Source organism: Marivibrio sp., from assembly GCF_040218065.1.
Lineage (GTDB): Bacteria > Pseudomonadota > Alphaproteobacteria > UBA8366 > Aestuariispiraceae > Marivibrio.
The window spans coordinates 223,446-239,969 of sequence record NZ_JAVJQE010000009.1; the positions used below are offsets into that span (position 1 = coordinate 223,446).

Annotated in this window: 18 protein-coding genes; 13 read left to right on the forward strand and 5 right to left on the reverse strand. The window is 68.9% G+C overall.

Annotation, left to right across the window (positions count from 1 at the left end):
- The first annotated feature begins 2 nt into the window (after positions 1-2).
- From RIB45_RS09790 to RIB45_RS09805, 4 genes are all read left to right on the forward strand, one after another.
- The gene (locus tag RIB45_RS09790) at positions 3-950 is read left to right on the forward strand and encodes a toxin-antitoxin system YwqK family antitoxin (RefSeq protein WP_350050079.1); all 948 of its coding nucleotides are present in this window, start codon (positions 3-5) and stop codon (positions 948-950) included.
- A gap of 87 nt (positions 951-1,037) precedes the next feature.
- Positions 1,038-1,787 (forward strand): TerB family tellurite resistance protein, encoded by a 750-nt coding sequence (locus RIB45_RS09795; protein ID WP_350050080.1) that lies wholly within the window; start codon positions 1,038-1,040, stop codon positions 1,785-1,787.
- The gene (locus RIB45_RS09800; protein WP_350050081.1) at positions 1,784-2,500 is read left to right on the forward strand and encodes an N-acetylmuramoyl-L-alanine amidase; all 717 of its coding nucleotides are present in this window, start codon (positions 1,784-1,786) and stop codon (positions 2,498-2,500) included. The genes RIB45_RS09795 and RIB45_RS09800 overlap by 4 nt, the downstream gene beginning before the upstream one ends.
- On the forward strand, positions 2,497-3,096 hold the full coding sequence (locus RIB45_RS09805; protein ID WP_350050082.1) for a 2-hydroxychromene-2-carboxylate isomerase: 600 nt from the start codon (positions 2,497-2,499) through the stop codon (positions 3,094-3,096). Before RIB45_RS09800 ends, RIB45_RS09805 begins: the two co-directional genes overlap by 4 nt.
- Positions 3,097-3,100: 4 nt before the next feature.
- Here RIB45_RS09805 and RIB45_RS09810 read toward each other — a convergent pair whose 3' ends face one another.
- Positions 3,101-4,003: a nucleoside hydrolase gene (locus RIB45_RS09810; RefSeq protein ID WP_350050083.1), complete on the reverse strand. Its 903-nt coding sequence runs from the start codon at positions 4,001-4,003 to the stop codon at positions 3,101-3,103.
- Positions 4,004-4,237: 234 nt separating this feature from the next.
- On the opposite strand from RIB45_RS09810, the gene RIB45_RS09815 reads away from it, so the two are divergent.
- The 8 genes from RIB45_RS09815 (at position 4,238) to RIB45_RS09850 (ending at position 10,393) form a co-directional block, all read left to right on the forward strand.
- Positions 4,238-5,272 carry a Glu/Leu/Phe/Val family dehydrogenase gene (locus tag RIB45_RS09815; protein ID WP_350050084.1) on the forward strand — a complete coding sequence of 345 codons (1,035 nt, stop codon included), beginning with the start codon at positions 4,238-4,240 and terminating at the stop codon, positions 5,270-5,272.
- A 144-nt stretch (positions 5,273-5,416) separates the two neighbouring features.
- Complete coding sequence (locus RIB45_RS09820; RefSeq protein ID WP_350050085.1) at positions 5,417-5,866, forward strand: GFA family protein; 450 nt, start codon at positions 5,417-5,419, stop codon at positions 5,864-5,866.
- 31 nt (positions 5,867-5,897) lie between these two features.
- Complete coding sequence (locus RIB45_RS09825) at positions 5,898-6,389, forward strand: glucosaminidase domain-containing protein (protein ID WP_350050086.1); 492 nt, start codon at positions 5,898-5,900, stop codon at positions 6,387-6,389.
- Positions 6,390-6,413: 24 nt separating this feature from the next.
- A complete protein-coding gene (locus RIB45_RS09830; protein WP_350050087.1) occupies positions 6,414-6,695 on the forward strand; it encodes a glucosaminidase domain-containing protein in 282 nt (93 codons plus the stop codon).
- A gap of 144 nt (positions 6,696-6,839) precedes the next feature.
- Positions 6,840-8,621 carry an ABC transporter permease gene (locus tag RIB45_RS09835; RefSeq protein WP_350050088.1) on the forward strand — a complete coding sequence of 594 codons (1,782 nt, stop codon included), beginning with the start codon at positions 6,840-6,842 and terminating at the stop codon, positions 8,619-8,621.
- Between the two features lie 77 nt (positions 8,622-8,698).
- On the forward strand, positions 8,699-9,094 hold the full coding sequence (locus tag RIB45_RS09840; RefSeq protein ID WP_350050089.1) for a hypothetical protein: 396 nt from the start codon (positions 8,699-8,701) through the stop codon (positions 9,092-9,094).
- A gap of 59 nt (positions 9,095-9,153) precedes the next feature.
- The gene (locus RIB45_RS09845; protein WP_350050090.1) at positions 9,154-10,065 is read left to right on the forward strand and encodes a DMT family transporter; all 912 of its coding nucleotides are present in this window, start codon (positions 9,154-9,156) and stop codon (positions 10,063-10,065) included.
- A gap of 172 nt (positions 10,066-10,237) precedes the next feature.
- Complete coding sequence (locus RIB45_RS09850; RefSeq protein ID WP_350050091.1) at positions 10,238-10,393, forward strand: hypothetical protein; 156 nt, start codon at positions 10,238-10,240, stop codon at positions 10,391-10,393.
- Here RIB45_RS09850 and RIB45_RS09855 read toward each other — a convergent pair.
- The 4 genes from RIB45_RS09855 to asnB all read right to left on the reverse strand — a co-directional run bounded on the left by RIB45_RS09855 (position 10,390) and on the right by asnB (position 15,066).
- Positions 10,390-10,947 carry a PAS domain-containing protein gene (locus tag RIB45_RS09855; protein WP_350050092.1) on the reverse strand — a complete coding sequence of 186 codons (558 nt, stop codon included), beginning with the start codon at positions 10,945-10,947 and terminating at the stop codon, positions 10,390-10,392. The two genes, RIB45_RS09850 and RIB45_RS09855, sit on opposite strands and share 4 nt — an antisense overlap.
- A gap of 221 nt (positions 10,948-11,168) precedes the next feature.
- Positions 11,169-11,939 carry an SDR family oxidoreductase gene (locus RIB45_RS09860; RefSeq protein WP_350050093.1) on the reverse strand — a complete coding sequence of 257 codons (771 nt, stop codon included), beginning with the start codon at positions 11,937-11,939 and terminating at the stop codon, positions 11,169-11,171.
- Positions 11,940-11,974: 35 nt separating this feature from the next.
- Positions 11,975-13,156 carry a glycosyltransferase family 4 protein gene (locus RIB45_RS09865; protein WP_350050094.1) on the reverse strand — a complete coding sequence of 394 codons (1,182 nt, stop codon included), beginning with the start codon at positions 13,154-13,156 and terminating at the stop codon, positions 11,975-11,977.
- The gene (asnB, locus tag RIB45_RS09870; RefSeq protein ID WP_350050095.1) at positions 13,141-15,066 is read right to left on the reverse strand and encodes an asparagine synthase (glutamine-hydrolyzing); all 1,926 of its coding nucleotides are present in this window, start codon (positions 15,064-15,066) and stop codon (positions 13,141-13,143) included. The genes RIB45_RS09865 and asnB overlap by 16 nt, the downstream gene beginning before the upstream one ends.
- 209 nt (positions 15,067-15,275) lie before the next feature.
- Here asnB and RIB45_RS09875 point away from each other — a divergent pair, with 209 nt between their 5' ends.
- Positions 15,276-16,313, forward strand: a complete 1,038-nt coding sequence (locus RIB45_RS09875; RefSeq protein WP_350050096.1) for a Fe(3+) ABC transporter substrate-binding protein — start codon at positions 15,276-15,278, stop codon at positions 16,311-16,313.
- Positions 16,314-16,524 lie beyond the last annotated feature (211 nt).

Below are 16,524 nucleotides of genomic sequence, written 5' to 3' on the forward strand. Positions count from 1 at the left end.
CGATGAGCGACGAGACGGCCCCCCTGGACCCTGACGACCCCGCCTTCGACGCGCTGTTCGCCGATCCGCCCGAAGGGGCGGAGGTCGACGGTCTGCCCGACGGCGATTACGAGGACCTGGACGAGGCCGGACGCCTCGCCGCGCGCTATTCGATCCAGGACGGAAAGCTGGAGGGGCCGGCGGAATTCTACGAGGACGGCGCGCTGACCCAGACTTGCGCCTTCCGCGCCGGCCGGCTGCACGGGCGCTGTCTGATCTATGAGGGCGAGGCGCTGGTGCAGGAGACGACCTATGTCGACGGCGTGCTCGACGGCGAGGCGGTGGAGTACGAGGACGGCGGCCCGACGAGCCGCATCGCCTTCAAGGACGGCCGCCCGCACGGGACGGCCGAATTCTATGAGGAAGACCGCCTCGTCCAACGCTCCACCTTCGATCAGGGCTATCTGGAGGGGGAGAGCCTGTTCTTCGACGAAGCCGGCGAGGTGGCCCAGCGCCTGCCCTTCGCCGCCGGGCTGAGGCAAGGCAAGAGCACGCTCTACGATCAGGGGCGCAGGCTGGTGGAGATCGACTTCCAGGACGACCGCCAGACCGGCCTCTTGGTGACATACGGCCCGAACGGCCGCCCGATGGCGAAGATCCCCTTCAAGGACGGGCTGAAGGAGGGCGAGGCCCGCTACTTCGATCCGGACGGTCGGCTCGTCAAAAGCGAAACCTTCAAGGCGGACAAGCCGGACGGCCCGACGCGAGAGTATCTGCCGGGCGGGCCGTGCGTGAAGCAAAGCCCCTTCGTCGCCGGCCAACTGACCGGCTGGGCGATCGAGTTCACGCCGAAGGGCAAGGAGGCCTTCCGTCAGCGCTTCGAAGCGGGCGAGCCGGTCGGCCCGAAGGAGGAGAAGACCGCCTTCGGCTGGCGCGCGCTTGAGGCGGCGCCGGACGACGGCGAGGGCTGAGCGCGCCCGCCGGTTCGACTGGCCTTCACGGCCTTGATCCGCTAAACCCCGGAAGATGCGTATGGGAAAGGGTCTCGGCCGGTCGGCATGAGCATTTGGGGGAAGATCGTCGGCGGGGCCGCGGGCCTCGCCATCGGCGGGCCGATCGGGATGCTGGTCGGCGCGGTCGGCGGGCATTTCGTCGACCGCTATTACGGCGAGCGCGACGGCGAGGGCGACGGCGCCGAGCCCGACCCCGAAAAGGCCAAGCGTTCCATCGGCTTCACCATCGCGGTGATCGTCCTCGGCGCCAAGATGGCCAAGGCCGACGGACGCGTCACCCAGGACGAGATCCGCGCCTTCAAGGACGTCTTCCAGGTCCCGCAGGACGAAGTGAAGAACGTCAGCCGCGTCTTCGACCAGGCGCGCCGCGACGCCCGCGGCTTCGAACCCTACGCCCGCCAAGTCGCCGGCATGTTCAAGGAAGCGCCGGAAGTGCTGGAGGAACTGCTCTGGTGCCTCGCCTACATCGCCAAGGCGGACCAGACGATCGACCCGCGTGAGATGGAGTTCCTGCGCCAGGTCTCCGACATCTTCGGCTTCGACGAGGCCACCTTCGAGCGGGTGACCGAACTGCGCGCCGGCGGCGAGCAGGCCGACCCCTACCGCGTGCTCGGCGTCAGCCGGGAGGCGAGCGACGCCGACGTGAAGAAGGCGCATCGCCGGCTGGTCGTAGAGAACCATCCCGACAAGCTGATCGCCAAAGGCATGCCGGAAGAGTTCATCTCGGTCGCGAACGAGAAGGTCGCGCGCATCAACGCCGCCTACGAGGCGATCCGCAAGGAGCGCGGGATTTGACGGCGCCGGCGATCGTCGACAGCCCCAGCCCGAATTTCGGCGACCGCCGCCCCCTGCCCGACGGATCGCCGGCCCCGATCGACATGCTGGTGCTGCACTACACCGACATGGAAAGCGCCGACGCCTCGCTCGCCCGCCTCACCGACCCGGCGGCGGAGGTCAGCGCCCATTATCTGATCGATGAGGACGGCGCGGTTCATCGCCTGGTCGACGAGGAGAAACGCGCCTGGCATGCGGGCCTCGCCCACTGGCGGGGGACGGCGGACGTCAACTCCCGCTCCATCGGGATCGAATTGCAGAATCCGGGTCATAGCCTCGGCTATCGGCCGTTTCCCGAGGCGCAGATCGCGGCCTTGATCGCCCTCGCCCGCGACATCCTGGCGCGGCGGCCGATTCCGGCGCGCAACGTGCTCGGCCATTCCGACGTCGCGCCGGACCGCAAGGTCGACCCCGGCGAACTGCTGCCCTGGGCGCGGCTCGCCGCCGCCGGGGTGGGACTGTTTCCCGCGGCGCCGACGTCGACGGATCGCTCGATTCATGACCTGCTGGCCGAAATCGGCTACGATCCGGGGGCTAAAAAGGTGGTGGACGCGTTTCAACGTCGTTTCCGGCCGGCGCGCATCGACGGGCGGGTCGACGCCGAGACGACCGGACTCGCCGCCGCTTATCTGGCGCTTTGTAACGAGGACGCGGAAAGGGAAGCCGACGCATGAGCCGGACCGTCGCCTATTTCTTCAGCCACGCCTCGCCCTGGAGCTTCATGGGCCACCGCCGGCTGATCGATCTCTGCGCGGAGGTCGACGCCGCGCTCGACCTCCGTTCGATTTCGGTCGCCGACGTCTTTCCGAAGACGGGCGGATTGCCGCTCAAAGACCGGCCGCCGGAACGCCAATCCTATCGCATGGCCGAACTCAAGCGCTGGCCGCAGAAGCTGGGGCTCGAGATCGTGCTGGAGCCCAAGTTCTTCCCCGTCGACGACAAGCCGTCGGGCCGCCTCGCCGTCGCGGCGGCGCGCCGAGGTGTTGACGTCGGGCCGCTCAGCGAACGCATCATGAGCGGCGTCTGGCAACGCGAAGAGAATATCGCCGATCTGGACGCGCTGAAACGCATGGCGGAGGACGTCGGCCTGGACGGCGACGGGCTGGTCGAGGAGAGCCTGACCGAGGCGGCGTCGCAGGGGCTTGCCGACAACGGCGCGCGCGCCCTGCGCGGCGGTTGCTTCGGGGTTCCCTGGTACGAAGTCGACGGGGAGCCCTTCTGGGGGCAGGATCGCCTGGACATGCTGGCCGAGCGACTGCGCGAGGCGTAACCCCCTACCCCCGAAGTCCGCCGACGCACTGCGTCAGCAGCGCGAAAAACCCGTCCGCGTCGAGCGCGGTCATCAACTCGATCGGGCCCTGCGGATCGTCAGTCGTCATCAGGCGGCCTCGCTGGGCCGGATTCGCCGTCTCCACGCTCGCCCGGACCCGGCGGCCGGCGAACAGGTCCGGCTGCAGCAGCCACGCGATCGTGCAGGGGTCGTGCAGCACGGGCCGCGGCCGCTCCCCCTGATAGGCGCGCAGCATCCGGGCCAACGCCTTGCCCGCCGGCGTGCCGAGCGCGTCGAACGCCGCGATGCGCTGCGGCGTGACGTGCGCCTGACGGGTGACGTCCAGGCCGAACAGCGCGGTCGGAAGCCCGCTCTCCAGGACGATTCGCGCGGCCTCGGGATCGCAGGCGAAATTGAACTCGGCCCAGTCGGTGACGTTGCCGGGTCCGTCGGCGACGCCGCCCATGATGACGAGCCGCTCGATCTCCGTCGCGATCGCCGGCTCCTCAACCAGCGCCAGCGCGAGGTTGGTGAGCGGCCCGATCGCAACGATCGTCACACCGCCCCCGCGCGCCAGCCGCCGGATCGCCTGGACCGCATGCTCAGGCGACGGCGCAGGCCCCGGCGACAGGGCGACGCCGCCGATCCCGTCGGCCCCATGTACATGCCCGGCCCTCTCGCCCGCACCGAACAGGGCGCGCGGGCAGCCGGCGTGCAGGGGCACGTCCGTGCGCCCGGCCAGCGCCAGCAGCCCGGCCGCGTTGCGCGTCACGGCGTCGAGATCGACATTGCCGGCGACGGTCGTCACAGCGCCGAGCGACAACCGGTCCGCCGCGCCGAGCGCGGTCAGAATCGCCGCCGCATCGTCCAGGCCGGGGTCGCAATCAATCAGGATTGAACGGCGCATCGGCGGCGGCTCCCTCTCCTTATCCGGCTTACCGGATTACCGAAGACGACGCGTCGGCGCAGCAAGATTCCACGCGGACGCCTTGCGCTGTTGCTTTGCTGCGAAGGTGCGCAGCGCGCCTGATTCGCCCTTCACAGGCAGCCGAATTGGTTCCTATATGGGAGTAATATTATTGCTGCCGGGCGCCGCGACGGCCCGCCCGAACAGACGGAGCGAGGAGGCTCTAGCGTTCCCATGACCGTCTTCACCACATCCCATTTCGCCGATCACGAGCAGGTGGTCTTCGCGTCGGACGCCGAGACCGGCCTGAGAGCCGTTCTGGCCGTGCACAACACCAACCGCGGCCCGGCGCTGGGCGGTTGCCGCATGTGGGCTTACGAATCGGAAGAGGCGGCGATCGCCGACGTGCTGCGCCTGTCGCGCGGCATGACCTACAAGAACGCGCTGGCGGATCTGCCGTGGGGCGGCGGCAAGTCCGTGATCATCGCCGACGCCAAGACCGACAAGACGCCGGAGATGATGCGCGCCATGGGCCGGGCGGTCGAGCGCCTGGGCGGACGCTACATCGTCGCCGAAGACGTCGGCACGACCCCCGACGACATGCTGGCCGTCAGCGCGGAGACCGCGCATGTCCGCGGCGTAAAGGGCGTCGGCTTCGACCCGTCGCCGGCCACCGCCTTCGGCTGCTTCGTGGGCATCAAGCGGTCGGTCGAGGAGCGGCTCGGGCGCGCCAATCTGGAAGGCGTCAAGGTCGCGGTTCAGGGCCTCGGTCACGTCGGCTACGACCTCGCCCAACAGCTGCGCGACGCCGGCGCCGACCTGGTGGTGAGCGACATCGACGAGGGCGCCGTCGCCCGGGCGAAGACCGAGTTGGGCGCGACCCCCGTCCCCTTCGACCAGATCTATTCCCAGGACGTCGACGTCTTTGCGCCCTGCGCGCTGGGCGCGATTCTGAACGACCAGACGATCGCCCAGTTGAAGGCCAAGATCGTCGCCGGCTCCGCCAACAACCAATTGGCGGAGGAGCGGCACGGCCAGGCGTTGGCGGACAAGGGCGTGCTCTACGCGCCGGACTACGTGATCAACGCGGGCGGCGTCATCCACATCTACCACGAAGGCGCGGACTACGACCGACAGGCCGCTTTCGGCCATGTCGGCCGCATCGCCGAGACGCTGGGCGAAATCTACGAGCGCGCGGCCAAGAACGGCGAGCCGACCCACGTCGCCGCCGACCGGATCGCCGAGGAGCGGTTCGCGAACGCCGCGTAGGCGCGCCGGCGCGCCGGCGCGCCGAACCGCTGCAATCCGGCTTGCAGCGATCGTAGGCGTCATCCCCCTCGCCGTTCCCCGTCGCGCGCGTCGCTCGCCCTCGATATGCTGCGCACGACCGCAGGAAATGGGAGAGCGAGCGCGATGGATCTGTCCGACACAGAGGTGACCCATGCGACCGGCGGCTGCCTTTGCGGCGCCGTGCGCTATGAGATCAGAGGCTCCTTGCGGCCCGTGGTCGCCTGCCATTGCGAGCAGTGCCGGCGCACCAGCGGGCATTTCGTCGCCGCCAGCGGGTGCGCGCAACGCGACCTGATCCTGCGGGAGAAGAGCGGGCTGACCTGGTTCCAATCCTCAGACGCCGCTGAGCGCGGCTTCTGCAACCGGTGCGGCGGCAACCTGTTCTACCGCCGGCGCGATCCAGGCGACGGACGCGTCAGCGTCATGGCCGGCACGCTGGATCCGCCCACGGGCCTGCGCATCGTCGGCCACATTTTCGCGGCGGCGAAGTCCGACTATTACGCGATCGGCGACGAGACACCCAAGTTCGCCGGCGACTACGACAGTCCGGAAATTTCCGATCCCGAAATTTGACAGGGCGGCGCGGGGCTCTAGGCTTGCCGCCATGTCCAGATATGCGGCTTTTCTACGGGGCTTCCGGTCCTTCTCGCTCAAGGTTCGGCTGATCGGTGCAGGCCTCGGCCTCGCGGCCTTGCTGACGCTCGCCTGGGGCGGATTCCTGGTTTATGAGAACGCGGCCACAGGCGGCGTGGGATACGTGCAGCCCGGCGACTTCGCGCTGCCGGACGACGTCGAGGTCGCCGAGAAGAAGCGGATCTTCTTCGCCGCCCTCCGACCGGTGGTGCTGGCCGAGAACGCCCGCCTCGCGGGCTTGCGCGCCGAAGTGCTGGCGGCGCGGGAGGCGAACGATCCTTCGCGCGTTCGTGAGATCGCGGCGCGTTTCGGAATCGAGACGTGGCCCGACGCGGGGTGGGAGGCCCTTTTGCGGCGGGTGGATACGATTCCGCCGGCGCTGGCCCTGGCTCAGGCGGCCAGTGAGAGCAACTGGGGTCAGTCCCGCTTCGCCCAGGAAGGGGCGAACTTTTTCGGCCAATAGTGCTTCCGCGAAGGCTGCGGCTTGGTGCCGGAACAGCGGGTCGAGGGCGCAACGCACGAAGTCGCGGCCTTCAGCAGCGTGAACGAGGCCGTGCGCGCCTATCTGCACAATCTGAACACCGGCGACGCCTACAACCGGCTGCGCACGCTGCGCGCCCAAGCCCGGGCGGCCGGAAAGGCCCCGGATCCCATAGCTCTGGCGGGCGGGCTGACACGGTATTCGGAGCGCGGACAAGAGTATATCGACGACATCCGCAGCATCATCCGCACCAATCGCCGGCTGATGCGCGCCCCGGCGGAGGGGTGAGCGCCGGCATTGTTGCCGTTTCGAAACGAGCGCGGCTTGTCTAAACTACGATCGCAGTCCCTGAACGCTTTCCCTTGGCCGCGCCCGGTGCAGGGTGTATCTCGCAGGCATGATGCGAACCGTTCGCGATAGGATGCGGCCCGGATGACCGACACCGCCCCTCTGGCCCCGCCCCCGCCGCCGTCAGGACCGGGAGACCCGGACGCATTGGAGCCTGCGGCGCCGCGCCGCGTCTCCGGGCGGCGCGCGCAGTGGCGGCCCAGCGCGCTGGGTCTCCTGGCGCTGCTCACGGCGTTGGTCCTGGCGCTGCCGGTTCTGGCGGTCGCAGCCCACCTCTTCGATCGCTCGGAGATCATGGGCCACATCATGGCGACGCTGCTGCCGCGCTATATCGAGAACACGCTGTGGATGATGGCGGGCGTCCCCTTGGGCGTCGCCGTGATCGGTACGGGTTGCGCCTGGCTCACCACGATGTGCCGCTTTCCCGGACGGCTGATCTTCGATTGGGCGTTGATTCTGCCCTTGGCGGCGCCGGCCTACATTCTGGCCTACGTCTATTCAGACTTCCTGCAGCATTCCGGCCCGGTTCAGACCGGATTCCGCGCGCTGATGGGGTGGACCCCGCGCGAGGGGTGGTTTCCCAACATCCGCTCGCTGCCCGGCGCGATTCTGATGTTCACGCTGACGCTGTATCCGTACGTCTATCTGCTCGCGCGCGCGGCGTTCCTGGAGCAGTCTGTCGGCGTGTTCGAGGCGGCGCGAACCATGGGCTGCAGCGCGCTGCAGGCCTTCCGCCGGATCGCGCTCCCGCTGGCCCGCCCGGCGATTGCGACAGGCGTGGCGCTCGCCCTGATGGAGACGCTGGCGGATTTCGGCGCGGTTCAGCATTTCGGCGTGCAGACCTTCACGACCGGCGTCTATCGCGCCTTCTATTCGTATGGCGATCCGGTCGCGGCGGCGCAGCTCGCCTCCATGCTGCTCGGCTTCGTCGCCCTGCTGCTGGTGTTCGAGCGGGTGAGCCGGGGCAAGCGCGGCTTCCAGTCGTCCGGCGTCTACAAGGTGCTGCCAGGCTATCGACTGCGCGGCTGGCGCGCCGCCGGCGCGGTCGCGGCCTGTACGACGCCGATCCTGTTCGGCTTCCTGCTGCCGGGCGGGCTGATGGTCGCCATGTCGATCGAGGCGGGCAATTTGTTCGAGGCGCGCACGCTCGGCCTGATCTGGAACAGCTTCTCGCTGGCCGCGGTCGCGGCCGTCGTCGCGGTGCTGACGGCGCTGCTGCTGGCCTACGCCAATCGCCTCGACCGCTCGAAGATCGCGCGCGGGGCCGTGCGCGCGGCGGGGCTCGGCTACGCCGTACCCGGATCGGTCATCGCGGTCGGGCTCTTGATCCCGCTCGGCGCCGCCGACAACGCGCTCGACGCTTGGATGCGCGAGACTGTCGGCGTCTCAACCGGTCTGATCTTCACCGGCGGCGTGGCGGCGTTGGTCTACGCCTATCTGGTGCGCTTCATGGCGGTCGCCTTGCAGACGGTGGAGGCGGGACTGACGAAGGTCACGCCGTCGATGGACGACGCATCGCGGACGCTCGGCCGCGGCCCTTGGCGGACGGCCAAGGATGTGCACGCGCCGATCCTGTCCACCAGCCTGCTGACGGCGGGCCTGATCGTCTTCGTCGACGTGATGAAGGAGTTGCCGGCGACGATCATCCTGCGCCCGTTCGATTTCAACACGCTGGCGATCACCGCCTACAATCTGGCGTCAGACGAACGGCTGACCCAGTCGGCCGCGCCGTCGCTTATGATCGTCCTCGTCGGCCTGCTGCCGATCATCATCTTGAGCCGCCGGATCGCCGCCGCGCGGCCGGGCGCGGCGGCGAAACGGCGGCGCAAGCGCGGCCGCCTCGGGACGGCTGCGAGCGCGCGCTGAAAGCGCTTGCGCGACGCGCGCGACGCCCCCTAGCGTAGCGTCCGTCGGTCCGAGGGTGGGGCCTTCGGAGAACTTTCATGACGCACAGCCTGTCTAACCATTTTCTGCGCGCGTCCGTCCTCTACGCCTTGGCCGGCATGGCGCTCGGCATTCACATGGCGGCGAGCCGCGATCACGGCCAGCACGCCACCCACGCCCATCTGATGCTGTTCGGCTGGATCGGCATGACCCTCTACGCCCTGGTCTATCGGCTGTTGCCGGCGACCGCGGAAGGGATCCTGCCCAAGCTTCACGCGTCCCTCGCCCATCTCGGGCTGATCGGGCTGACCGCGGGTCTCTATCTTCTGTACGCGGACCGGATCGCGACGGGCGAGCCGATCGCCGCCGTCGCCTCGCTGGCGCTGTTCGCCAACATGGCCCTGTTCGGGCTGATCGTCTTCCGCGCCACCGGACGCGCCGCCGCGCCGGCATAGACCTTGTGCCGCCGCACGGGCTGGCGGGCGCGGGTGCAAGCGCGTAGCGTCGGTGCGTCATGACCGACGCCGCCGCCAAGCCCCCGCCCCCGCCCCGTCCGGCGGAAGACCCAAAGGCCGCCCTCAAGGGCGTCGGCCTGATGTGCCTCGCCGTCTTCCTGTTCATCATGTTGGAGATGACGGCGAAGGCGGCGGCCGACCACATCCCGGTCGCGCAGACGGTCTGGGCGCGCTATTTCTCGCACCTGGCGCTGATGACGGTCTTTCTGGCGCCGCGCTACGGCAAGCGCCTGGTGGCGACCAAGCGTCCGGGCCTGCAGCTCGCGCGCTCGCTGTTCCTGCTGACGATGACCGGCTGCACCTTCTTCTCGCTGCGCCATCTGCAGATGGTGGAGGTGACGACCATCGGTTTCGCCGCGCCTTTCTTCGTCGCCGCGCTGAGCGTGCCGCTGTTGGGGGAGCGCGTCGGCTTTCACCGCTGGACAGCGATCGCGCTCGGCTTCGTGGGCGTGGCGATCGCCATGCGCCCGGGTTTGGGGGTCTTCCAATGGGCCTCGCTCGTCATCCTGTTCGGGGCCTTCATGAACGCGCTCTATCTCATCCTGACGCGCAAGGCGAAGGACGAGGATCCGATCGTCTCGATCTATTTCACCAGCTTCGCCGGCGCGCTGATCATGAGCCTGATCGTTCCCTTCGTCTGGGTCACGCCGAGCGACCCGATGGGTTGGGTCATCATGGTGGCGCTGGGGCTGTTCGGCGGTCTGGGGCACTTCCTGTTGATCCTCGGACACACGATGGCGCCGGCGTCGCTGTTGGCCCCCTTCTACTACACGCAACTCGCTTTTTCGGTCGGGGTCGGTTATGCGGTCTTCGGCGACGTGCCCGACGGCTTCACCATCGCCGGCGCGCTGATCGTCTTGGCGAGCGGCCTCTACCTGATCTATCGCGAGCGAAAAAAAGCGCGCGCGTAGACGATTTTTTCATCATTGCTGTGATCTAAGAGAGCCGGGGCCGCGAAAGAAGGCGGCCGCATCGCCGCGGCGCGAAACGGAACGTCCGATCGCACGCCCATTCGCCGGGTCGGCCCCAGACGGGGGGTCGGCCCGCTCTCGTTCCAAACTGCGTTTTCAAAGGAGGCGCGCCATGTCCGACCAGCTGCTCACCCTGTTCGCCGCCGGCAGCCTTGGGCTGCTGACGCTCGCCTCCTTCAGCGCCTGGGCCTATGTGCTGATGCGCGATCTGCGCGCCGCGCGCGCAGCCAGACGGGCGGCTGCGGCGGCGGCGCAGGCGGCGCTTTAGAGGCGAGGAGGATCGCGCAACAAATAGCCGACGGGCGGCGGACGGTCTTCGGTGCAAAGATCGATCACGCCGAGGATGTGGGCGACCCGGCCGCCGTCGACCAAGGGGAGCATCAGCCGATCGAAGCGCCGCCACTCGTAGCGACTCCACTCGCCGCTCAACCGCTCCAACCGCGGGACGGGATGTCGCACCATCGCGTCGAAGTCCCGGCGCGTCCGCTCGACGTCGATCAGGCCTTCGCACTCCGCCAGGCGATGCCGGGTGAAACGCCCGCCCAATCGCTCCTCGATTCGGCCTCCGACGACGGTGAAGCGATAGTCCTCCGGCTCGACCGCCGCCAAAAAGACGTTCGGCAACGCGCCTGCAATCGCCATCGGGTCGAAGTCGGCGCGGCTCGGCGCGCCGCCCGGCCAGGCCAGGCTCTTCCAATAGCCGTACACCTCGGCCAGCGGCGCCCCGAAGCCGGGCAGTTCCCGCTCAACCGCATCCTCGGCTTCGAGCGTCGCGTGTTCGCGCAACGCGTCGCCGGGGGCGCCGCCCAGGACGGGGATCATCGCCCCGCCCCTGCGCATCCGCGCGCCGCAGGCGGGCCGTTGCGATCGACAGAAACGCAGGGCCTCATGCGTCCCCCTTCCTCGCTCACGCTCGCCGCGCGCCGCTGCGCGCGAGCATCGACCTCCGTAATACTACCCGATCACCGGAACACGGTGAACGATAAAACGCTGAATTATTTATCGTAACAGTATTCCGCGCACGGGCGCTGCGCCCGCGGCCCTCACGCCAACGACCGAATCGCCCCGTCGATGCTGATCGCCTGGCCGGAGATGCGCGCGCCGGCAGGGGAGCAGAGATAGACCGCCATCGCCGCGATATCGTCGGGGCTCACCATCGTCTCCAGCGCGGCGAAGCGCGCGTATTGGGCGCGCATCTCGGCCTCCGGCACGCCGCGCGCGGCGGCCTTGTCGGCGATGACGCGCTCGATACGCTCCCCCTCGACGACGCCGGGCAGCAAGCTGTTCGCGCGGATTCCGGCCGGCCCCAGCTCGGCGGCCAGGGTTTGGGTGAAGCCGACCACCGCGAATTTCGAGGCTGAATAAGGCGTGCGCAGCGGATAGGGAAATTTGCCGGCCGCGCTGGAGAGCGTGACGATCGATCCGCCGCCGGCCGTCTTCAGCAGCGGAACCCCGGCGCGCACCGTCAGGAACATGCCGTCGATATTGACCGCCATGGTGCGCCGCCAGTCCTCGAGGCTCACCTCCTCCACCGGCAGGGCCGGCCCGGCGATCCCGGCGTTGGCGATCAGATTGTCGAGGCCGCCGAGCCGCTCGCGGGCCGTCTTGAACAGGCGGACGACGTCGTCCTCGTCGCTTACGTCGGCGCGCACGCCCGTCACCTGCGGGCGCTCTTCGGCCAACCGCGCGAGGGCGGTTTCATCGACATCGCACACGATGATCCGGGCGCCCGCCTCCAGGAAATGCTCGACCATGCGCCGGCCGATGCCGGCGGCGCCGGCGGTGATAAGCGTGCGGGGGGCGATGAGAGTCATGGGCGGACCATCCTTCTTCGGCTGAGCGCGCCCCCTCATTGGGGCGGCGACGGTTCGCGCAGCGTCGCATCATAAAGCGCCAGCGTCTCCGCGACGATCCGGTCGATCGAAAAGCGCTCCTCCGCCAGCCGCCGCGCGGCCTGGCCCATCTGCGCGCGCAAGGTCGCGTCGCGCGCAAGGCGCTCCAACGCGTCGGCCAGCGGCTCAACCGCGCGGACGGGGACGCGAAGGCCGGTCTCGCCCTCGACGCAGACCTCGCGGCAGCCGGGCGCGTCGGTCGCGACAATGGGTCGGCCGCAGGCGGCGGCCTCCAGCAAGGACTTCGGCAAGCCCTCGCGATAGCTCGGCAGGACGGCGATGTGGCTGCGCGCGTATTCGCCGGCGACGTCGCGCGTCTTGCCGGCCGCCTCCACCAGCCCCTCGGCGACCCAGGCCTCGATCGTCTCGCGCGGGATTGCGGCCGGGTTGGCGTCGCTCGGCCCGACCAGCCGGACGGTCAGCGGGACGCCGCGCGCGCCCAACAGCCGCGCCGCCTCGACCAGCTCGCCGATCCCCTTGTCCCACAGCATGCGCGACAGGCAAAGCGCGACCGGCGGCCGGTCGTCCGAAATCGGCGGGGGCTCGGCCGGGCGCAAGGCGTCCACGTCCACGCCGGAGCCGCGGATGGTGGCGATCTTCCGGTCCGACACGCCCAGCAGGTCGCGAAACAGCGCCCGATCGTCGTCGTTCTGCACGATGACCGAGACCTGAGCCCGTCGGTTCAGCCAGCCCATCGCACCGCGGATAGCCGGGCGAAGAAGTCGCGCCTTCAGCCCCTGCGAAATGAACAGAAATCCCATGCCCGCCATCGCATTCACCACCTGCGGGACCCCGGTCATCAGGGCGGCGAGCGTGCCGTAGAGCGTCGGCTTCATGGCGACCTGATGGACCAGATCCGGCCGCTCGCGCTGATAAACCCGGCGGATTTCGGCCAAGGTCTTGAGATCAGCGATCGGGTTCAACCCGCTGCGGTCAAATGGGATCGGGGCGACCGCAAAGCCTTCGGCTTCAAGGGTCGCGCGGTCGTCGTTGATGCGGGTCGCGACGACGACCCGCGCGCCCGCCTCACGCGCCGCGCGGGCCAGCGGCAAACGGTGGGAGAGGAAATACCAATCCTCGCTTACAAGGTAGAGGATCGTGCGGCCGGAGAGGTCCGGCGCGCTCATGCGTTCAGCCATCGCTCAGCCCACGCCTCCAGCATCAAGACGCCCCACAACGCCTCCGCCCGGCCTTGGCCGGCGCCGGTCAGGTGATCCGCCCAGACCCGGCGCACGACGGCCGGGTCGACGAAGCCCCGACGGCGCAAGCGCTCCTCGCTCAACAGGTCGCCCGCCCACTCCCGCAAGGGGCCGCGCAGCCAGTCGCCCAGCGGCAAGGCGAACCCGGCCTTGGGCCGCTCCACCAGATGGCGGGGGACGTGGCGATAGAGGATCTGGCGCAACGGGTGCTTGGTGACGCCGTCCTTGAGCTTGAGCGACGCCGGCATCGACCAGGCGTATTCGACCACCCGGTGGTCCAAAAGCGGCACGCGCGCCTCAAGGCCGACCGCCATGCTGGCGCGATCGACCTTGGTCAGGATGTCGTTCGGCAGATACGTCAAGGCGTCGATCAGGGCCGCCCGCTCCGCCGCGCCAAGGCCGGGCGGCAAGCCGGCGGGCAGCAGATCGTCAGGCGCGGCGGGGTCGAGCAGCCCGTCCGCCGCGCGCCAATGGCCGACAACGTCGAGATAGCGGGCGTCCCGGTCCGGCGCGGCCAAGGCCCGGGCGAGCTTCGCCGCCTTGTCGTCGACCTGACGCGGGCGCTTGTCCGCCGGCATCAGGCGCGCCAGAGCTTGCGCGCCGCCCGGCCCCAGCGCCTTCAAGCCGCCGGCCGCAAGCCGGCGCAACGCCGCCGGGGCGACGTCCAGCCGGGCCAGTCGGGCGAGCGCTTTGTGTCGGTTGTAGCCGAGAAACATCTCGTCCCCGCCGTCCCCGCTCAACGCAACCGTGACCGAACGCCGCGCCAACCGGCTCACCAGATAAGTCGGCAGGGCGGAGCTGTCGGCGAAGGGCTCGTCGTACCAGTCCGGCAGATTGGGGATCAGCTCGCGGGCTTCCTTGGGCGCAAGATAGAGGTCGGTGTGGTCGGTCTTCAGATGGGCGGCCACCTGCTTGGCGTGCGCCGCCTCGTCGAAACCCTGATTGTCGAAGCCGATGGTGAAGGTCTTGATCGGGCGGTCGCTTTTCGCCTGCATCAGCGCCGCCACGGTCGAACTGTCGATTCCGCCCGACAGCAAGGCGCCCAACGGCACGTCGGCGACCATGCGTCTTTCGACCGCGTCGCCGATCAGCGTCTCCAGCGCATCCAGACTCTCGGTCTCGTCGCCGCCGCGCCGGGGCTGGGCCGCGACCTCCTCCAGCCGCCAATAACGCCCGCCCTCGCGCGCGCCGCTCTCGGCGTCGATCGAAAGCCAGCCGCCGGGGACGAGTTGCTCGATCCCGCGATAGATGGTGCGCGGCGCGCCCACGCAATTGAACCGCAGGAAGCGGTCGACGCTCGTCGGGTCGACCTCTCCGCGCCAGTCCGGATGCGCCGCGAGCGCCTTCAACTCCGATCCCCACAAGATCAGATCGCCCTGCCGGCCGTGGTAGAGCGGCTTGATTCCCAGCCGGTCGCGGACCAGCCACAGCTTGCGGTCGCGCGCGTCCCACAGCGCGATCGCAAACATGCCGATCAGGCGCTCGACCGTCTCCAGCACGCCGTGCCGGGCGACATGCTCAAGCATCACCTCCGTATCGGAGGCGCCGCGGAAGGTGACGCCGGCGCTCTCCAACTCGCCGCGCAGTTCGCTGTGATTGTAGATCTCGCCGTTGTAGGTGACGGTCCAGCGGCCGTCGGCGCTGGTCATCGGCTGACGGCCCGCCTCGCTCAGGTCGATGATCGAGAGGCGGCGAAACGACATGGCGAGACCCGCCCCCTCGCAGGCGTGGGCGCCTGCGTCGTCGGGCCCGCGATGGCGCAGCGCGTCGCCCATCGCCTGAGCGCGCGCCTTTAGCGCCTGCGCCGAGGTCGAACGGGTGAGATCGAGAAAGCCGGCCAATCCGCACATGATCGGCGGAGACTAGTGCGCTTCGGGGCGAGCGTCACGCTGGGAGAGACGCGGCGGCGGTCAACCGCGCGGACGGCTGGGCAAAAAAGATAGAATCCTGCAATTGACAATCACTCTCATTTGCAATACCCATCGACGCGTCGCGGGCGATAGGCGCGGCCGAGAGGGCCTCCCCGCCCGAATGAACGAGACATCGGAGAAGGAAAGACATGTCGTCCAATCTTCTGAAGACTGCGGTCGCCGGACTGGCCGCGATGCTGCTGGGCGGCGCCGCCGCGCCGGCGCTGGCTCAGGGCGAGCTCAATCTTTACAGCTCGCGCCACTACGACACCGACGAGCGCCTCTACTCCAATTTCGAGGAGGCGACCGGCATTAAGATCAACCGCATCGAAGGCAAGGCCGATCAGCTGATCGAGCGCATCCGGACCGAGGGCGCCAACAGCCCGGCCGACGTGCTGTTGACGGTCGACGCGGGCCGCCTGTGGCGCGCCGACCAGCTGGGCCTGTTCCAGCCGGTCGATTCCGACACGCTGGAGGCGCGGATCCCGGAGCATCTGCAGCATCCGAACAATCACTGGTTCGGCTTCTCGCAGCGCGCCCGGATCATCTTCTACGACAAGGAGCGCGTCGAGCCGCGTCAGGTCGCGACCTACCAGTCGCTGGCCGACCCGGAGCTCGAGGGCATGGTCTGCACGCGCTCCAGCGGCAACATCTACATGCTCTCCCTGATGGCCTCGATGATCGAGCATGTCGGCCCGACGCTGGCCCAGGACTGGGCCGAGGGCATGTGGAACAACCGCGCGCGCGAGCCTGAGGGCGGCGACACCGACCAGCTGCGCGGCATCGCGTCCGGGCAGTGCGCCATCGCGGTCTCCAACACCTACTACTTCGCCCGCGCGCTGCGCAAAGAGGTCTCGGATCTGGGCGACGAGCAGTTGGCGAAGATCGGCTGGGTGTTCCCGAACCAGAATTCGACCGGCTCGCACGTGAACATCTCGGGCGCCGGCGTGCTGGCGAACGCCCCGAACCAGGAGAATGCGGTTCGGTTCCTGGAGTACCTCGCCTCCGAGCAGGCGCAGGAGTACTTCTCGGCCGGTAACGACGAGTATCCGGCGGTTCCCGGCGTGGGTCTGAGCGACAGCGTCGCCCAGCTCGGCCTGTTCCGTCAGGATACCCTCAACCTCGAGGCGCTGGGCCGCAACCAGACCCAGGCGCAGATGATCTACGACCTCGTCGGCTACAAGTAAGCCGCGGGGCTCGTACCCGACGTCCCTTTCAGACTGTGGGGTCTGAAACACCTTGCCCGCCCGGGGCGACCCGGGCGGGCTTTTTTTTACGTGGTTTTGAGGGCCCGCCTCCTTAGACGGAAGACTGTCACCCCGGAAGGAAGACGGGCGCCCCCGCGAAGGCGGGGGCCTCATGCGGATCGCGCCGATGGCGAACAGGTTGGGAAAGGTC

Coding starts and splice junctions, on each gene's coding strand:
- RIB45_RS09790 (WP_350050079.1), top strand. CDS start 3: ATGAGCGACGAGACGGCCCCCCTGGACCCTGACGACCCCGCCTTCGAC.
- RIB45_RS09795 (WP_350050080.1), top strand. CDS start 1,038: ATGAGCATTTGGGGGAAGATCGTCGGCGGGGCCGCGGGCCTCGCCATC.
- RIB45_RS09805 (WP_350050082.1), top strand. CDS start 2,497: ATGAGCCGGACCGTCGCCTATTTCTTCAGCCACGCCTCGCCCTGGAGC.
- RIB45_RS09810 (WP_350050083.1), bottom strand. CDS start 4,003: ATGCGCCGTTCAATCCTGATTGATTGCGACCCCGGCCTGGACGATGCG.
- RIB45_RS09815 (WP_350050084.1), top strand. CDS start 4,238: ATGACCGTCTTCACCACATCCCATTTCGCCGATCACGAGCAGGTGGTC.
- RIB45_RS09820 (WP_350050085.1), top strand. CDS start 5,417: ATGGATCTGTCCGACACAGAGGTGACCCATGCGACCGGCGGCTGCCTT.
- RIB45_RS09825 (WP_350050086.1), top strand. CDS start 5,898: ATGTCCAGATATGCGGCTTTTCTACGGGGCTTCCGGTCCTTCTCGCTC.
- RIB45_RS09835 (WP_350050088.1), top strand. CDS start 6,840: ATGACCGACACCGCCCCTCTGGCCCCGCCCCCGCCGCCGTCAGGACCG.
- RIB45_RS09840 (WP_350050089.1), top strand. CDS start 8,699: ATGACGCACAGCCTGTCTAACCATTTTCTGCGCGCGTCCGTCCTCTAC.
- RIB45_RS09845 (WP_350050090.1), top strand. CDS start 9,154: ATGACCGACGCCGCCGCCAAGCCCCCGCCCCCGCCCCGTCCGGCGGAA.
- RIB45_RS09850 (WP_350050091.1), top strand. CDS start 10,238: ATGTCCGACCAGCTGCTCACCCTGTTCGCCGCCGGCAGCCTTGGGCTG.
- RIB45_RS09855 (WP_350050092.1), bottom strand. CDS start 10,947: ATGATCCCCGTCCTGGGCGGCGCCCCCGGCGACGCGTTGCGCGAACAC.
- RIB45_RS09860 (WP_350050093.1), bottom strand. CDS start 11,939: ATGACTCTCATCGCCCCCCGCACGCTTATCACCGCCGGCGCCGCCGGC.
- RIB45_RS09865 (WP_350050094.1), bottom strand. CDS start 13,156: ATGGCTGAACGCATGAGCGCGCCGGACCTCTCCGGCCGCACGATCCTC.
- asnB (WP_350050095.1), bottom strand. CDS start 15,066: ATGTGCGGATTGGCCGGCTTTCTCGATCTCACCCGTTCGACCTCGGCG.
- RIB45_RS09875 (WP_350050096.1), top strand. CDS start 15,276: ATGTCGTCCAATCTTCTGAAGACTGCGGTCGCCGGACTGGCCGCGATG.